Origin of the sequence: Collinsella sp. TF07-1, from assembly GCF_003437235.1 — a bacterium.
In the GTDB taxonomy this organism is placed as follows: domain Bacteria; phylum Actinomycetota; class Coriobacteriia; order Coriobacteriales; family Coriobacteriaceae; genus Collinsella.
Genome location: NZ_QSRV01000004.1, coordinates 1 through 24,727, shown reverse-complemented (window position 1 = coordinate 24,727; position 24,727 = coordinate 1). Strand labels below are relative to the sequence as shown.

At 61.3% G+C, this 24,727-nt stretch carries 20 protein-coding genes and 2 tRNA genes; 11 read left to right on the top strand and 11 right to left on the bottom strand.

Going from position 1 to position 24,727, the window contains the following annotated elements:
• Positions 1-6 precede the first annotated feature (6 nt).
• The 7 genes from mreC to DXC67_RS02415 form a co-directional block, all read right to left on the bottom strand.
• A complete protein-coding gene (gene mreC / locus DXC67_RS02445) occupies positions 7-948 on the bottom strand; it encodes a rod shape-determining protein MreC (RefSeq protein ID WP_117564242.1) in 942 nt (313 codons plus the stop codon).
• A 78-nt stretch (positions 949-1,026) separates the two neighbouring features.
• Positions 1,027-2,058, bottom strand: coding sequence for a rod shape-determining protein (locus DXC67_RS02440; RefSeq protein ID WP_006236061.1), 1,032 nt, complete (start codon positions 2,056-2,058; stop codon positions 1,027-1,029).
• A gap of 127 nt (positions 2,059-2,185) precedes the next feature.
• A complete protein-coding gene (locus tag DXC67_RS02435) occupies positions 2,186-3,490 on the bottom strand; it encodes a tetratricopeptide repeat protein (RefSeq protein ID WP_233503136.1) in 1,305 nt (434 codons plus the stop codon).
• A gap of 11 nt (positions 3,491-3,501) precedes the next feature.
• Positions 3,502-4,044: a peptidylprolyl isomerase gene (locus tag DXC67_RS02430; RefSeq protein WP_055249980.1), complete on the bottom strand. Its 543-nt coding sequence runs from the start codon at positions 4,042-4,044 to the stop codon at positions 3,502-3,504.
• Positions 4,045-4,151: 107 nt separating this feature from the next.
• Positions 4,152-5,294, bottom strand: a complete 1,143-nt coding sequence (locus tag DXC67_RS02425) for a zinc ribbon domain-containing protein (RefSeq protein WP_158551271.1) — start codon at positions 5,292-5,294, stop codon at positions 4,152-4,154.
• 103 nt (positions 5,295-5,397) lie between these two features.
• On the bottom strand, positions 5,398-8,115 hold the full coding sequence (locus DXC67_RS02420; protein ID WP_117637225.1) for an HAD-IC family P-type ATPase: 2,718 nt from the start codon (positions 8,113-8,115) through the stop codon (positions 5,398-5,400).
• A gap of 76 nt (positions 8,116-8,191) precedes the next feature.
• Positions 8,192-8,268, bottom strand: a tRNA-Arg gene (locus DXC67_RS02415).
• Positions 8,269-8,472: 204 nt separating this feature from the next.
• Here DXC67_RS02415 and aroF point away from each other — a divergent pair.
• From aroF to aroQ, 8 genes are all read left to right on the top strand, one after another.
• Complete coding sequence (gene aroF / locus DXC67_RS02410; RefSeq protein WP_117637224.1) at positions 8,473-9,495, top strand: 3-deoxy-7-phosphoheptulonate synthase; 1,023 nt, start codon at positions 8,473-8,475, stop codon at positions 9,493-9,495.
• Positions 9,496-9,498: 3 nt separating this feature from the next.
• Positions 9,499-10,413, top strand: coding sequence for a prephenate dehydrogenase/arogenate dehydrogenase family protein (locus tag DXC67_RS02405; RefSeq protein WP_117637223.1), 915 nt, complete (start codon positions 9,499-9,501; stop codon positions 10,411-10,413).
• A gap of 36 nt (positions 10,414-10,449) precedes the next feature.
• Positions 10,450-11,556, top strand: coding sequence for a 3-dehydroquinate synthase (gene aroB, locus DXC67_RS02400; protein ID WP_117637222.1), 1,107 nt, complete (start codon positions 10,450-10,452; stop codon positions 11,554-11,556).
• Complete coding sequence (aroA, locus tag DXC67_RS02395) at positions 11,550-12,869, top strand: 3-phosphoshikimate 1-carboxyvinyltransferase (RefSeq protein WP_117637221.1); 1,320 nt, start codon at positions 11,550-11,552, stop codon at positions 12,867-12,869. Before aroB ends, aroA begins: the two co-directional genes overlap by 7 nt.
• Before the next feature lies 1 nt (position 12,870).
• The gene (gene aroC, locus DXC67_RS02390; RefSeq protein ID WP_117637220.1) at positions 12,871-13,968 is read left to right on the top strand and encodes a chorismate synthase; all 1,098 of its coding nucleotides are present in this window, start codon (positions 12,871-12,873) and stop codon (positions 13,966-13,968) included.
• A gap of 39 nt (positions 13,969-14,007) precedes the next feature.
• Entirely contained in the window at positions 14,008-15,153 is a 1,146-nt protein-coding gene (gene pheA, locus DXC67_RS02385) for a prephenate dehydratase (RefSeq protein WP_117637219.1), read from the top strand.
• Positions 15,154-16,404 (top strand): shikimate kinase, encoded by a 1,251-nt coding sequence (locus DXC67_RS02380; protein WP_117637218.1) that lies wholly within the window; start codon positions 15,154-15,156, stop codon positions 16,402-16,404.
• Positions 16,405-16,468: 64 nt separating this feature from the next.
• A complete protein-coding gene (gene aroQ, locus DXC67_RS02375; protein WP_117637217.1) occupies positions 16,469-16,906 on the top strand; it encodes a type II 3-dehydroquinate dehydratase in 438 nt (145 codons plus the stop codon).
• Between the two features lie 104 nt (positions 16,907-17,010).
• On the opposite strand, the gene DXC67_RS02370 is transcribed toward aroQ, so the two are convergent.
• The 3 genes from DXC67_RS02370 to DXC67_RS02360 form a co-directional block, all read right to left on the bottom strand.
• A tRNA-Arg gene (locus DXC67_RS02370) sits at positions 17,011-17,087 on the bottom strand.
• 54 nt (positions 17,088-17,141) lie between these two features.
• Positions 17,142-17,909, bottom strand: a complete 768-nt coding sequence (locus tag DXC67_RS02365) for an ABC transporter ATP-binding protein (protein ID WP_006236046.1) — start codon at positions 17,907-17,909, stop codon at positions 17,142-17,144.
• Between the two features lie 11 nt (positions 17,910-17,920).
• Complete coding sequence (locus tag DXC67_RS02360) at positions 17,921-18,766, bottom strand: ABC transporter permease (RefSeq protein WP_233503135.1); 846 nt, start codon at positions 18,764-18,766, stop codon at positions 17,921-17,923.
• 160 nt (positions 18,767-18,926) lie between these two features.
• Here DXC67_RS02360 and DXC67_RS02355 point away from each other — a divergent pair, with 160 nt between their 5' ends.
• Genes DXC67_RS02355 through DXC67_RS02345 form a run of 3 tightly spaced genes read left to right on the top strand, consistent with a single transcriptional unit; the run spans position 18,927 to position 23,265 of the window.
• The gene (locus DXC67_RS02355) at positions 18,927-19,898 is read left to right on the top strand and encodes a glycosyltransferase family 2 protein (RefSeq protein ID WP_117637216.1); all 972 of its coding nucleotides are present in this window, start codon (positions 18,927-18,929) and stop codon (positions 19,896-19,898) included.
• A gap of 6 nt (positions 19,899-19,904) precedes the next feature.
• The gene (locus DXC67_RS02350) at positions 19,905-20,873 is read left to right on the top strand and encodes a glycosyltransferase family 2 protein (RefSeq protein ID WP_117637215.1); all 969 of its coding nucleotides are present in this window, start codon (positions 19,905-19,907) and stop codon (positions 20,871-20,873) included.
• A complete protein-coding gene (locus tag DXC67_RS02345; protein ID WP_117637214.1) occupies positions 20,857-23,265 on the top strand; it encodes a YfhO family protein in 2,409 nt (802 codons plus the stop codon). Before DXC67_RS02350 ends, DXC67_RS02345 begins: the two co-directional genes overlap by 17 nt.
• Positions 23,266-23,302: 37 nt before the next feature.
• Here DXC67_RS02345 and DXC67_RS02340 read toward each other — a convergent pair.
• The coding region (locus DXC67_RS02340) for a sugar nucleotide-binding protein (protein ID WP_233503134.1) at positions 23,303-24,727 on the bottom strand (1,425 nt) is incomplete at its 5' end.

The window sequence follows — 24,727 nt, the reverse complement described above, 5'->3', positions numbered from 1 at the left end:
TGCCCCCTATTCGCTCGAGCCGGAATCGGTCGTCTCGGACGTGTCGGAACTGTCATCCGGGCTCTCGTCCTTCGTCTTGGTCGCAGCATCGCGCGACGTTCCCTGCGGCGTGCTGTTGGCCGTGTTCACGTCCTCATCCGAGGCCGACTGTTCGTCGGTCAGCGAGGTAATGACCAGCACTTCCTCGTTGTTCTCGGCCGTCGTCTGGGCGCGCACCACAATGGTGTAGTACACGTCGTTAGCCGATTTCTCAACAGACGAGACGGTGCCGAGCGGTAGACCCTTGGGGAACACACCGCCAATGCCCGAGGTCACGATGATGTCGCCAACCTTAACGTCGGAATCGACGCTCACGTACTCAAGACGCAGCGTGCCGTCAGCCTGACCCTGCAGCATGCCCTGGGCGCGCGTGTCCTGCACCATAGCGGACACGCCCGAGTTCTCATCGCCAATCAGGCGCACGGTGGACGTCTTGGCCGAGACCTCGATAATCTGGCCTATGACACCGGCAGAACTCGTCACAGGCATGTTGATGGTAAGACCGTCGGCAGAACCCTTATCGATGGTGACGGTCGAGGTCCAGGCATCGCCCGAAGCGCCGACGATACGAGCTGCGGTTGATTTGAGGTTGTAGGTCGACTGCAGGCCGACCAGCCCCTCCAGTCGCTCGGCGGTCTTTTGAGCCTCGGAGAGCTCGGCAACCTTAGAGGTCAGTTCCTCGTTTTGCTTCTTAAGCTCGTCAAGCGTGTCCTGCGACGCCGTAAGGTTAGAGAACACGTTTCCGATCGCATTGAAGGGAGCCGCCACAGCCGAGCCCACAAAGCGCACCGGCGAGGTAATCGTCGTCACGCCCGAGCGCACGGCATGAATCGGTCCTGCCTCGCCCTCCCGGATGTAAAACGTGAGCAGCAACACCGAAATCAGGCTGAAAACAATCAACGGGCGCATACCCGTTGATTGTCGCTTGGTATTCAGATTTGTGGAGAAACCCGAAGATCGTGCCAAATGGAATCCACCTTTTGGAAATTAAGCATTGGTCTGGACGAAGCCGCCATCAAACGCATTGGCCTCGAGCACGCGGGCACAGCCGTTAACAACGTTATCGAGCGCCGTGGGGCTGACGTTGACCGAAACGCCGGTCTCATCGCGCAGGCGCACGTCGAGACCGCGCAGCAGCGCGCCGCCACCGGTCAGCAAAATGCCGTAGTACATAAGGTCCGAGGCAAGATCGGGAGGCGTAGCGTCGAGTGCGTCCTTGACGGCCTTGGCCATCTCGTCGAGCGGCTTGTTGAGCGCGCGACGAATCTCCTCGCTCTCGATGCGCACGGTCTTGGGCAGACCGGTGATCACGTCGCGGCCGTTGACCTCGACGTCGAGCTCATCCTTGAGCGGCACGGCGGAGCCGACCTTGATCTTAATGTCCTCTGCCGTACGCTCGCCGATGGCCAGGTTGTAGGCATCGCGAACGTGCGTGAGAATGGCCTGATCGAACTCATCGCCGGCAATACGGATGGACTGCGAGACGACGATGCCGCCCATAGCGATAACGGCAACCTCGGTGGTACCGCCACCGATGTCGATGACCATGGAGCCGGTGGGTTCCTCGACGGGCAGGTCGGCGCCGATGGCAGCCGCCATGGGCTCTTCGATCAGATAGGCCTGGCGGGCACCGGCCTGGATCGTGGCCTCAAAGACAGCGCGCTTCTCGACCGACGTGACACCGGAGGGAACGCAGACGACAACACGCGGACGCGGAGTCCACGGATAGCGCTTCTCGGACGCCTTGTCGATAAAGTAGCGAAGCATGGCCTCGGTAACATCGAAGTCGGCGATGACGCCGTCCTTCAGAGGACGAACGGCCACGATGTTGCCGGGCGTACGGCCGAGCATGCGCTTTGCCTCGATACCGACCGCCAGGATGCGCTCGTCGTTCTTGTCGATGGCGACAACAGAGGGCTCGCGAATGACGATGCCCTTGCCGCGCACGGAGACAAGCGTATTGGCGGTGCCGAGGTCGATGGCAAGATCGCCCGCATAGCTACCGAAGAACATATCCATCAAAGAAAACAACGCAACTCCTGATGTGTTGGATGATTGCTGGAAAACTACTAGCTCATCATACTAGCGCAAGCCCGGCACCTCACTTGCGGTGAAGCGCCGGGCAAAGCTAAATCCCATAAGGTCACTACTGGTTGTCAGCAGCCGAGAAATCCATATCAAGCGAAGAAACGGCCCAGCCGATATGGTTGTCGGAGCGCACGAATTTGACGGTGTACTCCTGCTCGCCGCCCTTGGACAGCGATGCCTTCACCTTAGCGGTCGTCTCGGTCATGGACTGATCCATGCCCTCGACGGACACGGTAGCACCCTGCGGAATCGAGGAGATGATCATCGACTTAGCGTCCTCGGACAGGCTCGAGGCCAGGCAAGACTCGGCCTTTGCGGTGTCACCGTCACCGGCAGCCTGGAACAGATCGGTAACGACAGACTCCTGAGACGGGAAGCCAAAGCCGCGCGTGTAGGCAAAGCCCAGACCGCCCGCGGCGATCAAAATGAGCAGAAGCAGCACGATGAAGACTTTGAGGCCCGTGTGGCGATGGCGGCGACGGACCTTGGCCTGCTTACGATCCTGACGGTCCTGCTGGACCATCTCGGACTCGGACAGCGTAAAGAAGCCGGTGTCCGAGGGATCGGGCATAAACTGACCGGTCGCGCCCGTAGGATCGAGCGGATCGACGGCAGGAGCGTCCATCGCGGGCGCCGGAGCCGTGGCCATAGCCGTCTGGGCAGACAGCGCAGCAAGCGAATCCTGCACGCGGGCAAGCTCATCGGCCTGCTCGGAGGTGAGCTGGTAGATGCCATCGGCAGTAGCGGCGTTAAAGGCGTCGAGTGCGTCGGAGGGACGGCCGGCGGCAGAAAGCGCCTGACCCATGCCGGCGTTGAGCGCACGCGTGTCGTCGCGGGGGCCGGCAAAGTCGATAGCCGTGCGGTAAGTCTCCACGGCATCCGCCGGACGGCCGAGCTTAATGAAGCAACGACCGAGCTCGCCGAGTGCGGCGGCAGGAGCCGGATTGGCGCCGTCGATGGCAGCCTGACGGAAGGCGGTTCCCGCGTTGGCATAGTCGCCCGACTGGAACAGCGCATTGCCCAGGCCCAGATAGGCCTTGAACGGCGTGGCATAGGAAGCATCCTGCGTAGCGGCAGAGAAAGCCTGAGCGGCCGTCGTGTAGTCGCCCACGGCGGCGAGCGCCTTGCCGCGGTTGGTGAGCAGCGCGCCGCGCTTGCCGTAGGTGCCGTCGTTGAGGGCGGCGGCATAGGCCTCGGCGGCCTCGGCATACATGCCCAGGTGCATCAAGGCGTTGCCACGAAGGTGATCGGCCTCGCCCATAATCTCATCGGGAGTCTTTGCCGCCCCAAGCATCTGGGCTGCAGCAGAAAAATCACCCGCGCGGTAAGCGGCGCGGCCCTGTTGGATCAGCTGGCTATTCAAGGAAGTCCCCTTTACTCGTGAACGATCTCGACATGGACGATCTCGTCGCCGGCACGCAGCTGCGAAATCACATCGAGACCCTCGACCGTGGTACCAAAGACGGTGTAACCGGAATCGAGGTTATGCTGGGCACCCAGGCAGAAGTAGAACTGCGAACCCGCGGAATCGGGGTCCATGGAGCGTGCCATGGCAAGGGCGCCATCGACATGGCTGTTGCGCGGATTGGTGGCAAACTCGCCCTTGATGCAGTAGCCGGGGCCACCGGTACCGGGCATACCGTCGGGGCCCTCAAGACCGGCAGCGACGTCGGCGCCGGACATGTCGCGGGTATTGGGGTCGCCGCCCTGGATAACAAAACCGGGCACATAGCGATGGAACTTAAGGCCATCATAGAAGCCCATCGTGGAAAGCTCGCAGAAGTTCGCGACATGAATGGGAGCGCCCTCGCCGTCAAACTTGACCTTGATGGTACCCTTCGACGTCTCGATTACGGCGCACTCGTCGCCGACAAGCTGATACTCGGGCGTGTAGAGCTCTTTCTTAAAACCAAACATGTGGTTCCTTCCTCGTGCGTTTAAAGCATATTTGTACGAATTGTAGCAATAAGCACGGGTTTACATCAATTGCGCACGTAGGTTATGCCGACTATGGCGAACTAATTTTAGGAACGCTGCTGCGGCTTCCAGGAACCCACATTGGCATCGTACTGGTTCAGCGCGCTGTTGCCGCCCTGCGCGATGGGCGCCAGGATCTCGCTTTGGTGGGAACTCATCGACTCGCCATCGGGAATGGCCAGCGAGATATCCCAGCTCTGGCAGATCACGTCGACGCGCTCATACATCCACTCGGCAAGCTGCTTTAAGTGGGCGATGTCATCCGCATAGACCGTATCGTCCTGTACTTTCAGGTTGTTGAGCTCATCTTGCGTCTTTTTGATCTGGTCGCGTAGGGCGTAGGCACTCTGCGACAGCTCCTGACGGGTGGACAGCGGCGTTCGGAGATAACCGTTGTTAAAGGAATCGATGACCTCGCCGATCTGGTCCTCGTCAGCGTAGGACACGATGGTCTGATACAGACCATCGAGCCTGGTATAGAGCTGATCATCGGTGAGCACGGTTTCTTCCTGAACCACCTCGGCAGAATCGCCCTGCTTGGTATCGTCCTCAGTCGCCTCGCCCTTTTGACGCGTGGGGAAGGTGGTTTGTGCAGCTTGGCCAAACTGGTCGTAGAAGCCAGGCATAACACCCATGGGATCGGTCGTCACGAACCAATAGGCACCACCGCACACGACGGCAAGGACCGCGATGATAATGAGCGGCTTGGGAATATGACGCTTATGCTTGTGATAGGCGTCCTCGTCGGGGTGCACCTTGCGCTTGGGTTTTTGAGCATCGTCATGCAGGGAAACGGGCGTGGGAATATCGACCTTGGGGATACCGAAATCCTTATCGAAAGCTGGCAGCACGCAGGTCTCATTGGGGTCGGCGGCGTCCGAAAGCACCGCAGCGGCAGAGGCCGGCGCATGCGGCACCTCGGTATCGATCTGCTCTTGCGTTAGGCGCGGAAAGCCCGCCGTGCGGCCCGCTGCCAGGTCGGATGCTGCCGCATCCTCGGAGAGGATACCCGGAGCGGGGCGTCCGCATTTGGGGCACGTACGATCATGCGGAGAAAGACGGGCACCGCAGCCCTCACAGAACACGAATTCGGTGTGCTCGGGACCATCGCCCGGACCCACATAGGCGTTGCAGTAGGGGCAGAACGAGGCGCCGTCCTCGATAGTCTTAAGGCAATGCGGGCAGATCACGGCATCCTCTTTTCGAAGCAATTCAAACAATCGAGGTTAGAGCATAACATCGCCACGGCCCCACAGGAGCAAGGCACCAATTCAACATCGCCAGGGCGCGTAGTTACTTCTTCTTTTTGCTTGGCATCGAGACTTTGATGCCTTGGGCGGACTTGGTCACGCGGGAGCGCTTGACTCCGGTACTCTTCTTTTTCTTGGGCTGGGCCTGGGCCACGCCCTCGAGTGCGCGGGCCTCGGCCTCACGAACGGTGCGAGCTTCGCGGCGCTGCGCCATGTCGGCGGCGACGCGCTTGGCAAAACGCTCCGCCGTCGAACCCGTCGAGCTCACCTTGCCGCCACCGCGACCCAAGCGGACGCGCACACCGCGGCCAAAACCAGTTGCGGCATGACGACGACGCGGCTTGAGCGAATCCATCATCGTGGCGAGCTTAAAGAACACCGAGCAGGTGATGACCACGATGACAGCCAAGATAACCATCTGGCCCATCGACAGGTTGGCAATAGACAGCAGCTTCGGGAATCCGATAACGCCCGTCAGGATGCCGGCAACTACAAACACAAAGAGCGCCACACGTAAGGGCGTGAGGGGCTGCGAGATACGCCAGATCAGGCTGACGCTCGCCGCGCACGAAGTAAGCAGGCACATCGTAGACAGCGTGAGCTGGTTAAAGCCAAACACGCGCGCCACAAAGATATCGAGCGCCGCGGCCAAAATGACCGCAATCGACGCCGGCAGTGCCCGCTTGAGCACGTTCGTCAGGAACGACCCCTTCACGCGAGCATTGTTGGGCTCCAGGCCCAACACAAAGCCCGGCGCGCCGATGCAGAAGAAGTTGATGAGCGTCATCTGAATCGGCTCGAAAGGGTACGGCGGCAGCGCGATGCACAGCGCCGCCAGGCCCATCGAGAACAGCGTCTTAGTCAGGAACAGCGAAGCCGAACGCTGCAGGTTGTTGATGGAGCGACGGCCCTCGGCCACCACGGCGGGCATCGAGGCAAAGTCGTTGTCGACGAGCACGATCTCGGCCACGTTACGCGCGGCATCGGAGCCGGCCGCCATGGCCACGGAGCAGTCGGCCTCCTTGAGCGCTAGCACGTCGTTGACGCCGTCGCCTGTCATGGCCACGGTGTGCTCGCGGCGCTTGAGCGCCTGCACGAGCTCGCGCTTCTGCTGCGGGGTCACACGACCAAAGACATGGTAGCGGTCCACTGCGGCATCGAGCTTGGCCGGCGTATCGAGCGTCGTGGCGTCCACATAAGCGTCCGCCCCCGGCACGCCCACCACGCGCGCGATCGACGACACCGTACGCGGGTCGTCGCCACTGATCACGTTGAGCGTCACGCCCTGCTCGTTAAAGTAGCCGATGGTCTCGGCCGCCGAGGTACGAATCTCGTCGCGGATGGTCACAAAGCCCACGGGCTCGGCCTCGCCCACCATATCGCCATCGGGCGTAAAGCCGTCCACGCGCGCCACCACGAGCACGCGGCAGGTATCGGCAAGCTCGGCGACACGGTTCTCGACCTGGGCAAACGCACGATCAGAGAGCACAAACTGCGCCGCACCCATCACATAGGAGCCCTGTGCAAACGACGCGCCGCTCCACTTTTTGGAAGACGAGAACGGAATGACCGACAGCGGCTCGGACACCTCGACCGGACGGTCGGCGTAATAGTTGAGCAGCGCCTGACAGGTCTCGTTGGCATCGGCCGAAGTCGCACGCGCCACGTTAGCCAGAGCAAAATCGAGCACCGTGGTATCGACGGGAACGGCGGCGTCGCCCTCCCCCGCACCCATACCCTCGACCGGCAGCGGATACGTACCCTCGACCTCCATGCGACCCGACGTGATGGTGCCCGTCTTGTCCAGGCACAGCACGTCGACGCGAGCGAGCGTCTCGATGCAGTAAAGCTGCTGCGCCAGCACCTTGCGGCGGGCCAGGCGCACCGTGGCGATGGCGAGCACCGACGAGGTCAGAAGCACCAGGCCTTGCGGGATCATGCCCAGCAGGGCGCCCACCGTGGACAGCAGCGCCGACGAAGGCACATGACCAGCCAACAGCTCGGAGAAGCACCACGAAAGCGCGCTATCGCCCGGGGTTCCCGCGGCATCCCACAGCTCGCTCACACTCGAGGCAAACAACGCCAAACCGAGCGGGATCATGATGATGCTCGCAAAGCGCACGATGGCGTTAAGCGCGTTCATGATCTCGGAATTGACCTTTTTGACGTACTTGGCCTCGTTATTAATTTTGGCCACGTAGTTGTCGGCGCCGACATGGATCACGCGGGCGCGCAGCAGGCCCGAGTCGATAAAGCTGCCGCTCATGAGCTCGGAACCGGGCTGTTTCTTAATAAGGTCGCTCTCGCCCGTCAGCAGGCTCTCGTTCACGAGCGCCTCGCCCGAAACCACCACGGCGTCAGCGGGAATCTGGTCGCCACGCCCCAGGCGGATGATGTCGTCGAGCACGATCTGATCCAGGTCGAGCTCAACCTCGGAGCCGTCGCGCACCGCGATGGCCTTCTTGGAGGTCAGCAGCGTGAGCTTATCGACCATCTTCTTGGAACGCATGGACTGAATGACGCCAATAGCGGTATTGAGGAACACCACGAACAGGAACGTCAGATTCTTAAACGAACCGGTCAAAATGACCAGGAACGCCAAGATCACGTTGATCAAATTGAACAGCGTGCAGAGGTTCTCGATGATGAGCTCTTTGACCGACTTGGTCTTGAGCTCCATGTTGCGGTTGATCTTACCGGCGGCGATGCGCTCCTCGACCTCGGCGGTCGAGAGTCCGCGCTCGATATCCGTTGCTGCCATACCACGTCCCATCACGTCGCGTCGGTATAAGAAAAACCGCCCGGACCATGCGAGGTTCGGACGGTCTTACGTTCGATGGTGCCCCATGTTGGATTCGAACCAACGGCCTTCTGCTCCGGAGGCAGACGCTCTAATCCCCTGAGCTAATAGGGCCAACGTTTGGCATTATACCCAAGTGCACCACGGGCTATCAAAATAAAAGAAAAAGCTTTGCAATTCCGAGGAAGACGCGGTGCAACGGCCCACTTTAGAAGGCAAAAGCAAGTCAGATAGTATAAACTCTCATGCACCATATATACACGGCTCGCAATGCGGGCCGTTTTTGCAAGGACTATCCATCGAGGTGAGAGGCACACCATGATTGCAATTTTAAAGCAGAGCGCCAGCGACGAGGCCGTCAGCCATATCGTCAGCTGGATTGAGAAAAAGGGCCTGAAGACCGACGTCTCGCGCGGCGAGAATGAGACGATCATCGGCCTGGTGGGCGATACGACCAAGATCGACCCGTTCCTGCTCGAGTCCATGGACGTCGTCGAGCGCGTGCAGCGCGTCTCCGAGCCGTTCAAGCGCGCCAATCGCAAGTTCCACCCCGAGGACTCCGTCATCGACTGCGGCTACGGCGTACATGTAGGCGGCGACCAGTTCCAAGTCATTGCCGGCCCGTGCTCCGTCGAGGGCGAGAACCTCATCCGCATCGCCCGCCGCGTGAAGGCCGCCGGTGCCACGATGCTGCGCGGCGGTGCCTACAAGCCCCGCACTTCCCCGTACGCCTACCAGGGCATGGGCCCCGCCGGTCTGGACCTGCTGTGCGAGGCGTCTGCTGAGCTCGACATGCCGATCGTCACCGAGATCATGGACCCACGCGACGTGCAGGTCTTCCTGGACAAGAAGATCGACGTCATGCAGATCGGCGCCCGCAACGCCCAGAACTTCCCCCTGCTCAAAGAGGTCGGCAAGACCAAGACTCCGATCTTGCTTAAGCGCGGCATGTCCGGCACGATCGATGAGCTGCTCATGGCCGCCGAGTACATCATGAGCGAGGGCAACGACAACGTCATCCTGTGCGAGCGCGGCATCCGCACCTTCGAGACCCGTACTCGCAACACATTCGACCTCAACGCCGTGCCGGTGCTGCACCACCTGTCGCACCTGCCCGTCGTCGCCGACCCCAGCCACGCCACCGGCTACACCCGCTACGTTGAGCCCATGGCGCTCGCCGCGACCGCCTGCGGTGCCAACGGCCTGGAGATCGAGGTCCACGACGAGCCCAGCCGCGCATGGTCCGACGGCGCTCAGGCCCTCACCCCCGATCAGTTCGACGACACCATGCGTCGCATCCGAGCCATCCGCGAGGTTGTCTGCCAAGAGACCATGGAGTAGCCCATGGGTACAGTGAGAAACGCGCGCGTTAACCAGGGCGGCCCCAAGTGCGCCGGCATCGTCGGCCTTGGCCTCATCGGCGGCAGCTTTGCCCGCGGCTATGCGCAGGCGGGCGTTCGCGTGCTGGCCTGGGATCCCGATGACGATGTCATGACCGCCGCCAGCATGGGCACCGTCGCCGGAGAGCTCAACGACAAGACACTCGGCGAATGCGACATCATCGTCCTGGCTTGCTACCCCGAAGCCTGCATCGAATGGCTCGAGGCACACGCCCAGGCACTCGCCGACGCCACCGATACCGAGGCCATCATGGGCCCCGTGGTAATTGACACGGTGGGCGTCAAGGGTATCGTGTGCGAGCGCGCCTTTGAGCTTGCCCGCGAGCACGGCTTTTACTTTGTGGGCGCGCACCCCATGGCGGGCACGCAGTACTCGGGCTATGCACACTCCCGCGCCGACCTGTTCCAGGGCGCCCCGCTGGTGCTCGTACCGCCCGCGGTGGACGATGCGCTCAAGCTGGAGCTTTTGGGCCAGGTGCGCGAGATGGTGCGCCCCTTGGGCTTTGGCAAGTTCAGCGTGACCAGCGCCGCCGAGCACGACCGTGTCATCGCCTTCACGAGCCAGCTTGCGCACGTGGTATCCAACGCCTACGTCAAAAGCCCCACTGCCCAGGTCCACCACGGCTTTTCGGCCGGCAGCTACCGCGACCTTACCCGCGTTGCGCATCTCAACCCGCAAATGTGGTCCGAGCTCATGATCGACGACGCCGACGCACTCGCCTTCGAGATCGACCATCTAATCGAGTCGCTTGGCGCCTACAGCCGTGCGCTCAAGAACCGCGACCAGCGCTATCTGGAGAATCTCCTTGCCGAGGGCGACCGCATTAAGCGCGCGCTCAACGACGAGGCCTCCCACTAGACCACCCATCACGCCAGGTCGAAAGGACCGAAGCTTATGGCGATTACCATCGATATCGACACCGCACGCCCCTACCAGGTGCATGTGGGCACGTTTTTGCTGGAGCAGGCAGGCCCGCTCGTCCGCGCCACTGCCGGCGGCACCAAGGCCGTCATCGTGACGGACACCAACGTTGGCCCGCTCTACCAGGTGCCCGTTAAGCAGAGCCTCGAATCCGCAGGCTACGAGGTGAGCATCTGCACCTTCGAGGCCGGCGAGGCACACAAGCGTGCTGAGACCTACATCAACATCTTGGAGTTTGTGGCCGAGCACGAGCTTTCGCGCTCCGACGTGATCGTGGCGCTCGGCGGCGGCGTCGTGGGCGACGTGGCGGGCTTTGTGGCCGCCACCTACATGCGCGGCTGCAAGTTTGTGCAAATTCCCACAAGCCTGCTCGCCATGGTGGATTCGTCGGTCGGCGGCAAGACGGCCATTGACCTGGCAGCCGGCAAGAACCTGGCCGGCGCCTTTTGGCAGCCGAGCGTGGTCATCGCCGATGTGGGGTGCCTGGCCACCCTCACGCCCGAGCAGTTCGCCGACGGCTGCGGCGAGGTCGTCAAGCACGCCGTGATCGCCGACCCCGAGCTCTTCGCCGAGCTGGAGAAGACACCGCTCACGCTGGAGCTGCTGAACCGCGACGTGGCCCGTGTGGCGCTCATCATCGCCCGCAATATCGACATCAAGCGCGCCGTGGTCGTCGCCGACGAGCGCGAAACCAATCAGCGCAAGCTCCTCAACTTTGGACACAGCGCCGGACACGCCGTCGAGGCCTGCGAGCACTTTGAGCTCGGCCACGGCAACTGCGTGTCGATTGGCATGGGCATCATCACGCGCGCCGCGGCCCTGAACGGCGTTTGCGATGCTGCACTGCCCGGCCGTATTGAGGAGCTCTGCGCCCGCCACGGCCTCAAGACCCGTTGCGACCTAGATGCCGATGCCGTCTTTGCCGAGGCGCTCCATGACAAAAAGCGCGCTGGTGACACTATCGACTTGGTGATTCCGCACGGTATTGGCCGCTGCAGCATCGACCGCACGCCGCTTTCCACCTTCCATGATTTAATTGCCGAGGGCCTCGGCCAGAAGGGAGACGCATCCGCATGCTAGCCCGCATCACCCCCTCCCCGCTCAAGGGCACCGTTCCCGCCATCGCGTCCAAGTCGATGGCGCACCGCCTCATCATCTGCGCCGCACTTGCCAACGGCGAGACGCACGTGACCTGCAACACGACCTGCGCCGATATCGAGGCAACGGTGCGCTGCCTTACGGCGCTCGGCGCTCGCATCGAGACCGTCGAGGACGGCTTCCAGGTCCACCCCACCATGAAGAGCATTGAGTTCGGCCTGCTCAAGGCACTTGCCGGCGGCACGCTCGACTGCGGCGAGAGCGGCTCCACGCTCCGCTTTATGCTGCCCGTCGCCTGCGCGCTGGGGGCAGAGGCAACCTTTGTGGGCCAGGGCCGTCTGGGCACACGCCCCCTCTCCCCGCTCTCCGACGAGATCATTGCCGCCGGCTGCGACCTGCAGGGTCTGGGCGGCTTTCCGCTCAAGACGAGCGGCCGCATGCGCCCGGGCACCTTTATCCTGCCGGGCAACGTGAGCTCGCAGTACATCTCCGGCCTGCTGCTGGCAGCCCCGCTTCTGGCCCAGCCCTCCTGCGTGCAGGTGACCGGCCTTATCGAGAGCCGCCCCTATATCAACCTGACCATCCAGGCCATGAAGGCCTTCGGCGTCGAGGTCAACGTCGAGCGCATCCCCGCCAAGGACGGCCAGCCCGAGATCACGAACTTCCGCGTGAGCAGCGGCTCGTACCGCACGCCTGGCAACGTAGCTGTCGAGGGCGACTGGTCCAACGCCGCCTTTTGGCTGTGCGCCGGCGCCATCGGATGCGACCCCATCACCGTCGAGGGCGTGTCGCTGAGCTCCGCACAGGGCGACCGCAACGTGCTTGCCGCGCTTTCGCGCTTTGGCGCCCGCATCGTGCGCTCCACGAACGCCGCCACCGTCCAGTCCGACAAGCTCGCCGGCTTTGAGATGAGCGCCCACGACATTCCGGACCTGGTGCCCGTCATCTCGGCCGTGGCATCACTGGCTCAGGGCCGCACGTTCATCCGTGACTGCGCGCGCCTGCGCATCAAGGAATCTGACCGTCTGGCCACCACCACCCGCGAGCTCACCGCGCTGGGCGCGCAGGCGCGCGTCGCCGGTGACGACCTCATCATCAAGGGCGTCGATGCCTTTACCGGCGGCGAGGTCGATTCGCACAACGACCACCGCATCGCCATGATGGCCGCCATCGCCGCGAGCCGCGCCACCGGCGAGGTCGTGATCCACGGCGCTGAGGCCGTCAACAAGTCCTATCCCGATTTCTTCGACCACTACCGCCTGTTGGGCGGCAAGGTCACGCTCGAGGAGGAATAGCATGTCCTCGACCTTTGGCAACGTTTTGCATCTGAGCATTTTCGGCCAGTCGCACTCCCCCGCCATCGGCTGCTCGCTCGACGGCATTCCCGCTGGTATCGCCGTTGACCTGGAGCAGCTGCAGTCCTTTTTGGACCGTCGTGCCCCCGGCCGTGACGAGACCGCGACCAAGCGCCGCGAGGCCGACGCCGCCCACATTATCGCCGGCATAGTTGGTGGACACACCACGGGTGCGCCTATCGCCGCGATCATCGAGAACACCAACACGCGCTCCAAGGACTACTCCGAGCTGCGCCGCAAGCCCCGTCCGGGACATGCGGACTACCCTGCGCGCGTGAAGTATCACAACATGCACGATGTCGCTGGCGGCGGGCATTTCTCCGGCCGCCTGACGGCCCCTTTGTGCATCGCGGGCGGCATCGCGCTGCAGGCGCTCGAGGCCCGCGGCATTAGGGTCATGGCGCATGTGGCGCAGATCGGCGGCATCTCCGATCTGCCCATGGACGACATGGTCTATCGCGAGGCCGACCGCAAGGCGATCCTTTCGAACGACCTGCCGTGCATTGACGCCGCAGCTGCCGGTCGCATGCGCGAGGAGATTCTGGCCGCGCGCGACGAGCTCGACAGCATCGGCGGCATCGTGGAGTGCGGTATCTACGGCCTGCCCGCGGGCATCGGTGACCCCATGTTCGACGGCATCGAGAACCGCATCGCGCAGATCGCGTTTGGGATTCCCGCCGTGAAGGGCGTGGAGTTTGGCATGGGCTTTGCCGTCGCCGCCATGCGCGGCAGCGAGAACAACGATCCGTATCGCATCGACGCCGAGACCGGCAAGATCGAGGTCGAGTCCAATAATGCCGGCGGTATCCTGGGAGGCATTTCGACCGGCGCACCCGTCATGTGGCGCATGGCCGTAAAGCCCACGCCCTCCATTGGCCGCGAGCAGCAGACGGTGGACATGGACGCTATGGAAAATGCCGAGCTCTCGGTCCACGGTCGCCACGACCCCTGCATCGTCCCGCGCGCCGTCCCCGTAGCCGAAGCAGCCGCAGCGCTGGCCATCTGGGATGCCCTCCTAGAAGACGCCGCCCAGCTTTAGTCCACCCACCCCGGGCAACCATACAGGAAAGGGGTCCCTATGGACCTTGCCGACATTCGCCAGGCCATCGATGGCATCGACACCACGCTCCTCAACAGTTTTGTCGAACGCATGGACATTGCCACCGAGGTCGCCAAGTCAAAAATCGAGATGGGCAAGGCCGTCTTCGACCCCGCCCGCGAGCGCTCCAAGCTCAACAACCTTGCCGGTCGCGCGCCCGAGCGCTACGAGGCGCAGACCATCGCGCTGTTCCGCCTCCTCATGAGCATGAGCAAGGCCGAGCAGCAGCGCTATATCAACGAACTCAAGGGCATCACGGTCTCGCAAAAGGCCCACGCCACTGCCGAGGCCTTCGACACGCCCTTCCCCCAGACTGCCAGCGTCGCCTGCCAGGGCGTTGAGGGCGCCTACAGCCAGATCGCCGCGTGCAAGCTCTTCGACGTGCCCGATATCGCGTTCTTCGACACCTTCGAAGGTGTCATGCGCGCGGTGCGCGACGGATTCTGCGAGTTTGGCGTACTGCCCATCGAAAACTCCACCGCGGGCTCGGTCAACGCGGTCTACGACCTGCTCGCACAGTTCGACTTCCACATCGTGCGCTCGCTGCGCCTCAAGATCGACCACAACCTGCTCGTCAAGCCCGGCACCAAGCTGCAGGATGTTCGTGAGGTCTACAGCCACGGTCAGGCCATCGCGCAATGCGCCGACTTTATCGAGGCCCACGGCCTGCACGCCACCAAGTACCCCAACACCGCCATGTCGGCCGAGATGGTCGCCAACTCCGAACGCACCGACGTCGCCGCCATCGCCTCGCGCAGCTGCGCGGCGCTCTATGGTCTGGAGGTGCTGGAGCCCAATATCCAGGACTCGGACAACAACTACACGCGCTTCGTCGTCATCAGTCGCGAGCCGCGCGTCTACCCCGGCGCCAACCGTACCTCGCTCATGATCACCACGGCCAACGAACCGGGCGCCCTCTATCGCGTGCTCGAGCGCTTCTATGCGCTCAACATCAACCTCATCAAGCTCGAAAGCCGCCCCATCCCTGGGCACGACTTTGAGTTTATGTTCTACTTCGATCTGGACTGTCCCTTTGGTAGCAAAGCCCTCGACGACCTGCTCGACTCGATTGACGACGTGTGCGAGAGCTTCACCTACTTTGGCAGCTACACGGAGGTGCTCTAGATGACTGACATCGCCACAAGCCGCCCCTACGGCGTGCTGGGCCGCGTGCTGGGCCACAGCTACACCCCGACCATCTACAAGGAGCTCGCGGGGCTTGAGTACGTGCGTTTTGAGCGCGAGCCCGAGGACCTCGAGGCCTTTATGACGGGCAACGAGTGGGAGGGCACCAACGTAACCATTCCCTATAAGCGCGCCGTCATGGACTACCTGGATGAGCTGAGCCCGCTCGCCGAACGCATGGGCAACGTCAACACGATCACACGTCTGCCCGATGGCCGTCTGCGTGGCGACAACACCGACTACTTTGGTTTTCAGTGCCTAGTCGAGGAGCTGGGCGTAGAGGTTGCCGGCAAGAAGGCCCTCGTGCTCGGAGCCACCGGCGGCGCCGGCACCACGGCAAGTATGGTGCTGGGCGACCTGGGTGCGATTGTGGTACCCGTGGGACGGGCGATCGAGGTCAACTACGACAACATCACACAGCAGTCCGACGCCGCGTTGCTCGTCAACTGCACGCCTGCCGGCATGTTCCCCCACTGCCCCGACGCGCCTTGCACGCTCGAGGGCCTCGACGCGCTCGAGGGCATCATCGATATCGTCTACAACCCCGCCCGCACGGGCCTGATGCTCGAGGCCGAGCGCCGCGGCATCCCCTGCATCGGTGGCCTGCTCATGCTTGTGGCACAGGCGGCACAGGCTGTTGAGCGCTACACCGGCCAAGTCACCCCGCGCGAGCGCATCCTGGACGTAACGGAGCGCCTGTCCCGCCGCGAGCAGAATATCGCCCTGATCGGCATGCCGGGGTCGGGTAAGACCCGCGTGGGCGAACAGATTGCCCTGCTCACGGGACGCGAGCACATCGATCTGGACCGCGCGCTTGAGGAGCGCCTGGGCATGCCCTGCGCCGACTTTATCGTCGAGCACGGTGAGCCCACCTTCCGCGAGCAGGAGACATCTGCGCTGGCCGATATCTCCAAGCGCAGCGGCCTGGTACTCTCCACCGGAGGCGGCGTAGTCACGCGCGACGAGAACTATCCGCTGCTCCACCAGAACAGCCAGATCGTGATGCTCAACCGCAAGCTCGACGAGCTCGCCCACAAGGGTCGTCCCATCACCGCTCGCGACGGCATCGACAAACTGGCCGAGCAACGCATGCCGCGCTACCGCACCTGGGCCGACTACATCATCGACTCGCGCGACTGCGCCGCCAACACCGCCCAAGCCCTCCTCGACACCCTCCCACCCGCTCTCTAACCAAAACCACCACAAAGGGGACAGGCACCTTTGTGGTGGTTTTCCAACCGCAAAGGAAGCAACCATGAAAGCACTCGTCATCAACGGCCCCAACCTCAACATGCTCGGCATTCGCGAGCCGGGCATCTATGGCAGCGACAACTACGACCGCTTAGTGCAGATCTGCCAGGAAGCGGGCGCCTCACAGGGCTTCGACGAGGTCGAAGTCTTCCAGTCTAACCACGAGGGCAGCATCGTCGACAAGATCCAGGAAGCCTACGGCAAGGTCGACGGCATCGTCATCAACCCGGCGGCTTACACGCACACGAGCGTCGCGATCCTCGACGCCCTCAAGGCCGTCGCCATCCCGGCTGTGGAGGTCCACATCAGCGCTGTCGAGACCCGCGAGGACTTCCGCCAGGTGAGCTATGCGCGCCTAGCCTGCTTCGCCACCATCACCGGCGAAGGCCTCCAAGGCTACGCCCACGCGTTGGAGCTGCTGAGGGAGCGTATCGAAAAGTAAAATGCCAACCCCAACAAACAGCAGCGGCTTGCTCGCGCTCGGCTCCAGCAGCACACAAGATGAAAAAAGCCCAGACCACCAAGCGGTCCGGGCTTAATAAACGATGGTGCTCCATGGCGGATTCGAACCGTCGACCTTGGGATTAGAAGTCCCCTGCTCTATCCAACTGAGCTAATGGAGCAAATAACCGCACGCCCAAGCAAGCGTAAGCCTGTCAGGCGCAAGTAATTATAACCTAGTTGAACTGCTCGCGGTACGCCTTGCAGACCTCATCGACCGGGCCGTCCATGCGAAGGTCACCCTTCTCAATCCAAACGGCACGCTGGCAGATGCGCTCAACCTGCTCCATGGAGTGCGAAACGAACAGAACCGTCACGTCGCCGCTCTGGATAAAGTGCTGGATGCGGGCCTCGCACTTCTGCTGGAAGAACACGTCACCGACGGACAGCGTCTCGTCAACGATCAGAATATCGGGCTCGGTAATCGTCGCGATTGCAAAGGCGATACGCGCCACCATGCCCGAGGAGAAGTTCTTAAGCGGCATATCGACAAAGTTCTGCAGCTCAGCGAACTCGATAATGCCGTCAAAGTTGGCGTCGATGAACTCCTTGGTATAGCCGAGCAGGGCGCCGTTCAGATAGATGTTCTCGCGGGCGGTCAGCTCGGGGTCAAAGCCGGCGCCAAGCTCAATCAGCGGCGCGATGTTACCGTGCACCTTAACGCTGCCCTCGCTAGGCTCAAGCACGCCAGCGATAATCTTGAGCATCGTAGACTTGCCGGAACCATTGGTGCCGACCAGACCCACGACCTCGCCGCGATGAATATCAAACGAGATGTGCTTAAGCGCCCTAAACTCCTCAAAGAACAGCTCGTGCTTGGCAAGCTTAATGAAGTACTCCTTGAGGTTGGTCAGCGACTCGGACGCCATGTTAAAGATCATGGTGACGTCGTCGACCTCGACAGCCAGAGGCTGCTCGCTGTAATCAACAACAGATTCAGTCATCACAGCACTCCTTAGATGTAGAGGATGAACTTGCGCTCGGACTTATGGAACACGGTGTAGCCAATAGCAAGCGCAAGAACCGCCCAAGCGACGCACATACCAAACGTCAAAAGCGAGGGCGTGGTCTGGAACAGAAAGATATCGCGCATAAACTGCAGGTAGTTATACATGGGGTTCGCATAGACCAGAATGCGCACGAGATGCGGCATTTGCGCAACGAAATCGGTCGTCCAGAAAATGGGCGTGATATAGGTCCAAGCCGTGATGACAACACTCCACAGATGCATAACGTCGCGGAAAAAGACCGTGAGGGCCGAGAGCATCATACCCAGGCCCATGCAGAAGCACATAAGCAGCAGCAGGCAGACCGGCAGCAGAATCAGGTGCCAAGAAGGCATAACGCGGAACCACAGCATAACGATGGCAACGGCGACCAGCGAGAAGGCAAAGTTAACCAGCGAGAAGAGCACCTTCTGTACTGGGAAGACCCAACGGTGCACCTTAACCTTCTTGAGCAGCGGGGCAGCACCCACGATCGACGTCAGGGCCTGGTTCGTAGACTCGGACATGACGGCAAAGGTAACGTTACCCACGATCAAGTACAGCGGGTACATCTCGGGCGTAATCGAGCCATTGCGGCCCTGGGCAAAAATCGTCGAGAACACGATGGCCATGACGATCATCATCAGAAGCGGGTTGAGCACCGACCATGCGACGCCCAGAACGCTACGGCGATACTTGATCTTAAAATCCTTGGTAACCAGCTGACGAAGGATAAACGCGTCCTTCTCAAATTCGTTCTTAGCAAACGTCGCAGGCAGACTGCGAGCTTCTTGTTGCTTTGTCTGATCCGACACGGATGCAACTCCTTTACTCGTAATCGTTGACAAACGAACAGTATAGACCCGACGGCCATGTAAACGATTCGCGCAACAAAACTGGAGAACTAACCCACATCTTAGGATGCCAAGCCCAAACGGCTATACTTTCAAGGATTGAATGTATAAGGAGCATTGAGTGAATTCTGAATCCATCGCCGTCATCATCCCCTGCTACAACGAAGCCCTCACGATCGGCAAAGTCATCGACGACTTTCACCGCGAGCTTCCGCAAGCGACGGTCTATGTCTATGACAACAACTCGTCGGACGATACCTCACGCATCGCCACCGAGCACGGCGCCACGGTCCGCTTTGAGCCCCGTCAGGGAAAGGGCAACGTGTGCCGCCAGATGTTTCGCGATATCGACGCCGATTGCTACCTGATGGTCGACGGCGACGACACCTACCCCGCCGAGGCGGCCAAGGCCCTCTGCGAGCCTATCCTCAACGGCGCGGCCGATATGACCGTAGGCGACCGCCTTTCCAACGGCACCTACGCCGAGGAAAACAAGCGTGCTTTCCACGGCTTTGGCAACAATCTGGTCCGCGCCATGATCAAGTGGATCTATGGCTACAGCTTCGATGATGTCATGACCGGCTACCGCGCCATGAGCCGCCCGTTCGTTAAAACCTTCCCTGTGCTTTCCGAGGGCTTCCAGATCGAAACCGAGCTCTCGATCCACGCCGTCGACCACCGCTGGCGCATCAAAGATGTGCCCATCGAGTACCGCGACCGTCCGGAAGGCTCCGAGTCCAAGCTCAATACCGTGAGCGACGGCATTAAAGTCGTCGCGATGATCGGCACGCTGTTCAAGGACTACCGCCCGCTGAAGTTCTTCAGCCTCGTCGCGCTTCTGTTTGCGGTGATCGGCCTCGCCCTGGGCATGCCCATCGTTGTCGAGTATTTCCAGACCGGCCTCGTTCCGCGCTTCCCCACCGCCATGCTCGCCGCGTCGTTTATGTTCCTGTGCGGTCTGAGCCTTGCAACCGGATTCATCCTGGATTCCGTGGCAAAGGTCGAAAAAAAGCAGTGGGAGGTCAACGTATACAGCAAATACACCTACGACGACCAGCCCGACCACCCTACTTCCAAGCCAAGCAAGAGGTAAACCACCATGCCGCTCATCTCCATCGTCGTGCCGTGCTACAACGAGCAGGAATCACTTCCGATCTTTCTCAAAGAGCTCGATGGCGTCGTTCGCATCATGACCCAGCAAGATCCCGGCATTTCCTTTGAAGCCGTCCTCATCGACGATGGTTCGGCAGACAAAACGCTCGCCGTCATGAAGGCAGAAGCCGCGGCGGCGCATCCATACGCCATCCGTTGGCACTCTTTCTCGCGCAACTTTGGCAAGGAGGCGGCACTACTCGCCGGACTCCAACACGCAAAAGGCGACTATGTCGCCACCATGGATGCCGACATGCAGGACCCGCCCTCGCTCCTGCCGCAGATGTACGAGATCTTGCAGACCGAAGACTACGACAACGTCGCAACGCGCAGGACCACCCGCAAAGGCGAACCCCCCATCAGGTCGTTCTGTGCCCGTATGTTCTACAAGATCATCAACCGCATTTCCAAGGCCGACATCGTCGACGGAGCACGCGATTTTAGGCTCATGAAGCGGCCTATGGTCAACGCCATCATCTCCATGGGCGAATACAACCGATTCTCCAAGGGCATTTACGGCTGGGTCGGCTTCAAGACCAAATGGCTCCCCTACGTAAACGTCAACCGCGTGGCCGGCGAGACCAAATGGAGCTTTTGGTCGCTGCTCCTTTATTCCATCGACGGTATCGTCGCGTTTTCCACGGCACCGCTCTCCCTCGCCGCCCTCACGGGTATCGTCTTCTGCCTCATCGCTATTCTGGGATTCGTCGTCATCCTAGTAAAGACGCTTGTCTGGGGCGACCCCGTCGGCGGATGGCCGTCGCTCGCCTGCCTCATAACGCTGTTTGGCGGCATGCAGCTTCTGTGCCTGGGAATCATAGGTGAATACTTGGCAAAAGCCTACTTGGAAACCAAGCGACGTCCCATCTATATCATTCGAGAATCCAACGAGGAATCTGATGACACGGCCCAATAACAGCACGCTCAAGAATGTGGCGTTCTACGCCGCCTGCTTCGCATTTTCCGGCGCACTCTTTGTCGCACTTGCAGTGGCAGGGCATGTCTACCCCTTTGGCGACAACTCGTTTCTCACCAACGATCTCAAATACCAATACATCGACTTCTTTGCTTGGTTCCGGCGCGTCCTTTTAGGCGAGGCAAGCCTTCGCTATTCCTTCTCGCAAGGACTCGGCATGAACACATGGGGGCTCTATAGCTACTACCTCGCCAGCCCCTTCAACCTGCTCTGCGCGCTGTTTCCCGCAGACAAGCTAACGCTCTTCGCGTTTGTTATCTCCGCGCTCAAACTGGGCTGCATCCACATCAGCAGCGCTTGGTATGTGCAAAAGCGCTTTGACCTACCCAAGCCCGCAGCATTCCTGCTTTCCCTCTCGTTCACGTTTTGCAGCTGGACCATCAGCAACCTACGCAACCCGCTCTGGATCGATTGCCTCATCCTGCTGCCCATCTGCGCCTACGGATGCTACGAGCTCATCCGCAAGCAGCGCATGATCCGCCTCGTCATCGCAACGGCGCTCAATGTCATGTTCTGCTGGTATACGGCCTACATCAGCATCCTGTTCCTCTGCATCTTCGTATTGGTCGAATTTGTCGATTATGTTGCAGAAGAAGGTTTTAGCTGGAAGCTCATGCTCGATCGGGCCCTGCGATTCGCCGGGGCTATCGCGCTCGGACTGCTTCTGTCCGCCTGGACCTTTTTGCCGACCATCCTTGCCATGTCCAAGGGCGGTCCCGTTCTAGCACTCGGCCCCCTACTTAAAACCAGCCTCAAGTCGCTCATCAGGGGCTTTCTTCCCTGCATGTGGGTAAGCAACGAAAGCACACCGCAGTTCTATTGCGGCATCGTCATGATGCTGCTTGCGGTGAGCCTGCTGGTTAACCGCACGGTTTCGATCAAGACACGCATCGCAACACTCGTCGTCACGATAATCCTGGTCGCAAGCTCCGTTTTGAGCCCGCTCGAGTACATCTGGTGCGGCATGCGCGTTCCCAACGGCTTCTACTCGCGCACGGCTTTTTTGCTGAGCTTCTTTGCGCTGTGGGCCGCAGGACACGCGCAGCAGGCGCTCAAAAACCAGCCCAAATTGCGTCAAGCCTATCGCCCCGTCGTCATCATGCCCCTCCTGGCACTAACCGCCATTGAGTTGTTTGCCAACGCCCATGTTATGTGGAACCAGCTGTACACAGGCTATTCCGAAAAAGCCAACAGCGCCTATGTCGCCACCGCAACCGACACTATCACGACCATTCAAGACCAGACTTCGGCGTCGTTCTATCGCATTGACCGCACAACCACACGCGTCGACAGCGCCGCCCTCAACGAAGGCTTGGCGCTTGGGTACAACCAGTTGTCTTCGTATTCGTCTGCCAACAACCCGCAGGCCATCGCACTGCTCAACTCCCTTGGATACAGCAGCGTCGGCGAATTCTCGACCCGTTATGCCGAGCCCATTCTTACCGTTGATGCCCTGTTGGGAGTCAAGTACGCCATCGCCGAGCACGCGCCTTCGGGATACGCGGCAATGACTGAAATAGCCGATACAGCAAGTGCGGTGTACGAGAACCCCTATGCGCTCAGCGTTGGTGTCATGGCGTCCAATGACATTCAAAACTGCACGTTGAAGGGCGAGAACCCCTTCGAAAAGCAAAACGACCTCTACAGCAAAATCCTGGGCCGCGAGGTAATGCTCTATACCAAAATCGAGGCCAAAAACACGGAGGATGACGAGAACTTAAGGCAGTGGAACGCCACCGTGCCGTCGGGTTCCATCGGGTATCTCTACATCAACAAAGATGCGACCGCCGGCAGTTATTGGCCCGTCACCCTTACCATCGACCAGCGAACGATCGGAAACGAGGCCTGGAGATTCGACAATAATATCCGCCAGATTGCGGATGCATCGGACTCCCCGAGCCAGCATACGGTGTCAATCGGAGTCGCAGAGGGCTATACAGACATGCCCCAAGACAATGATCCGGTCTTTTACGCCCTCAATCTGGACGTTTTCGAGCAGATTATTAACGAGCTTAAGATGAGCGAATTTGTTCCGACGGTTTTTGAGGACGGAAGGATCGAAGGCGAGTACACCGCCAAGGATGACGGCAACCTACTGCTGAGCGTTCCGTGCGATGAGGGCTGGAACGTAACGGTAAACGGAACCGCCACAGAACTAACGCCCGCCGCCGATAAGGGCTTGTCATCCCTGAACATGCAGAAAGGCGCGAATAGGATCGTGATGACCTACAAGACTCCGGGCGCCCTTGCGGGGCTTGCAGTGAGTCTGGCGACCGCCGCCGCCCTTGTTGCAGCGGGGCTATTCACCAGGCAAAAGAAAAGCCGCCGTTAAAGAACGGCGGCTTTTACTCTCGAAAAGTTAATAGCGGCTAGAGCGTCTTGAGGTACTCCCCCAGCTCTTCCTCCCAGTCGGGCATGTGGAACCCGACCGACTCGAGTTTGGACAGGTCGAGCGCGGAGTGGACCGGGCGCGGGGCGACGGGGCCGGCGGCATTCGCGTAGTAGTCGGCGGTCGACACCGGCACGACCTTGTCGCCATTGCCGTTGGCGGCCTCGAAGACGGCGCGGGCGATGTCCGCCCAGGACCTCACGGCACCGGAGCCGGTGCAGTCGTAGGTACCGTAGGGGGCGTGCGAGCCCAGCACGTGGAAGATGGCCTCGGCCATGTCGCGCGTGAAGGTCAGGCGGCCCAGCTGGTCGTCGACGACCGTGATCTGCGCGAGATTGTCCTCGGGGTCGGCGACGCGGTCGGACAGCCCCTTCATGGTCTTGACGAAGTTGTGGCCCTCGCCGATGACCCAGCTGGAGCGCATGATGTAGTGGCGCGGGCAGCCGGCCACGGCGATGTCGCCGGCGGCCTTCGTCTGGCCGTAGACGGACAGCGGGCTGAATGGCTCCTCCTCGTCATGCACCTCCTCGGTGCCGTCGAAGACGTAGTCGGAGGACACGTGCACGAGCGTGATCCCGTGCCCGGCGCAGGTGCGGGCGAGCAGGGCCGGCCCCGTCGCGTTGGCCTTCCAGGCGGTCACGCGGCCCTCGGGGGCCTCCGCCTTATCCACGGCCGTGTAGGCGCCGCAGTTGATGACGGTGCCGTAGAGCGACCAGTCGTATTCGGAGTAGGCGTCCGGGTCGGACATGTCGAAGGTGTCGATGTCGCAGAAGTCGAAGTCCTTCGCCACGCCGCGCTCCTCGGCGAGCGCGCGCACCGCATGGCCCAGCTGGCCGTTGCAGCCGGTGACGAGCGTCCTCTTGGGCGCCATGGGGACGACGTCCTTGAGCATCGGGTGGTTGAGGTCGGCCTCGGAGACGGTGGCCTGGTCCAGCGGGATCGGCCACTCGATGGCGAGCTCCGGGTCGGCGAGGTTCACGAAGGTGTAGGTCCTCTTCAGCTCCAGCGACCAGTGGGCGTCCACCAGGTACGTGTAGGCGGTGCCGTCCTCGAGCGCCTGGAAGGAGTTGCCCACGCCGCGCGGGACGTAGATGGCCTTCGACGGGTCGAGCGTGCAGGTGAACACCTTGCCGAAGGTCTCGCTTCCCTCGCGCAGGTCCACCCAGGCGCCGAAGACCGAGCCGCGCGCGACGGAGATGAACTTGTCCCAGGGCTCGGCGTGGATGCCGCGGGTGACGCCGCGGCTGTCGTTGTAGGAGATGTTGTTCTGGACGACGCGGAGGTCGGGGATCCCGAGCGCGCACATCTTGGCGCGCTGCCAGTTCTCCTTGAACCAGCCGCGCGAGTCGCCGTGGACGGCGAGGTCGACGACCTTCAGGCCCTCGATGCCGGTCTCCACCACGGA

What these genes read in the sequence shown, in the direction of transcription:
- aroF (WP_117637224.1), top strand. Translation starts at nt 8,473, where the DNA reads ATGATTGCAATTTTAAAGCAGAGCGCCAGCGACGAGGCCGTCAGCCAT.
- aroB (WP_117637222.1), top strand. Translation starts at nt 10,450, where the DNA reads ATGGCGATTACCATCGATATCGACACCGCACGCCCCTACCAGGTGCAT.
- DXC67_RS02420 (WP_117637225.1), bottom strand. Translation starts at nt 8,115, where the DNA reads ATGGCAGCAACGGATATCGAGCGCGGACTCTCGACCGCCGAGGTCGAG.
- DXC67_RS02405 (WP_117637223.1), top strand. Translation starts at nt 9,499, where the DNA reads ATGGGTACAGTGAGAAACGCGCGCGTTAACCAGGGCGGCCCCAAGTGC.
- aroC (WP_117637220.1), top strand. Translation starts at nt 12,871, where the DNA reads ATGTCCTCGACCTTTGGCAACGTTTTGCATCTGAGCATTTTCGGCCAG.
- DXC67_RS02350 (WP_117637215.1), top strand. Translation starts at nt 19,905, where the DNA reads ATGCCGCTCATCTCCATCGTCGTGCCGTGCTACAACGAGCAGGAATCA.
- mreC (WP_117564242.1), bottom strand. Translation starts at nt 948, where the DNA reads ATGCGCCCGTTGATTGTTTTCAGCCTGATTTCGGTGTTGCTGCTCACG.
- DXC67_RS02345 (WP_117637214.1), top strand. Translation starts at nt 20,857, where the DNA reads ATGACACGGCCCAATAACAGCACGCTCAAGAATGTGGCGTTCTACGCC.
- DXC67_RS02440 (WP_006236061.1), bottom strand. Translation starts at nt 2,058, where the DNA reads ATGGATATGTTCTTCGGTAGCTATGCGGGCGATCTTGCCATCGACCTC.
- DXC67_RS02430 (WP_055249980.1), bottom strand. Translation starts at nt 4,044, where the DNA reads ATGTTTGGTTTTAAGAAAGAGCTCTACACGCCCGAGTATCAGCTTGTC.
- aroQ (WP_117637217.1), top strand. Translation starts at nt 16,469, where the DNA reads ATGAAAGCACTCGTCATCAACGGCCCCAACCTCAACATGCTCGGCATT.
- DXC67_RS02380 (WP_117637218.1), top strand. Translation starts at nt 15,154, where the DNA reads ATGACTGACATCGCCACAAGCCGCCCCTACGGCGTGCTGGGCCGCGTG.
- DXC67_RS02365 (WP_006236046.1), bottom strand. Translation starts at nt 17,909, where the DNA reads ATGACTGAATCTGTTGTTGATTACAGCGAGCAGCCTCTGGCTGTCGAG.
- pheA (WP_117637219.1), top strand. Translation starts at nt 14,008, where the DNA reads ATGGACCTTGCCGACATTCGCCAGGCCATCGATGGCATCGACACCACG.
- aroA (WP_117637221.1), top strand. Translation starts at nt 11,550, where the DNA reads ATGCTAGCCCGCATCACCCCCTCCCCGCTCAAGGGCACCGTTCCCGCC.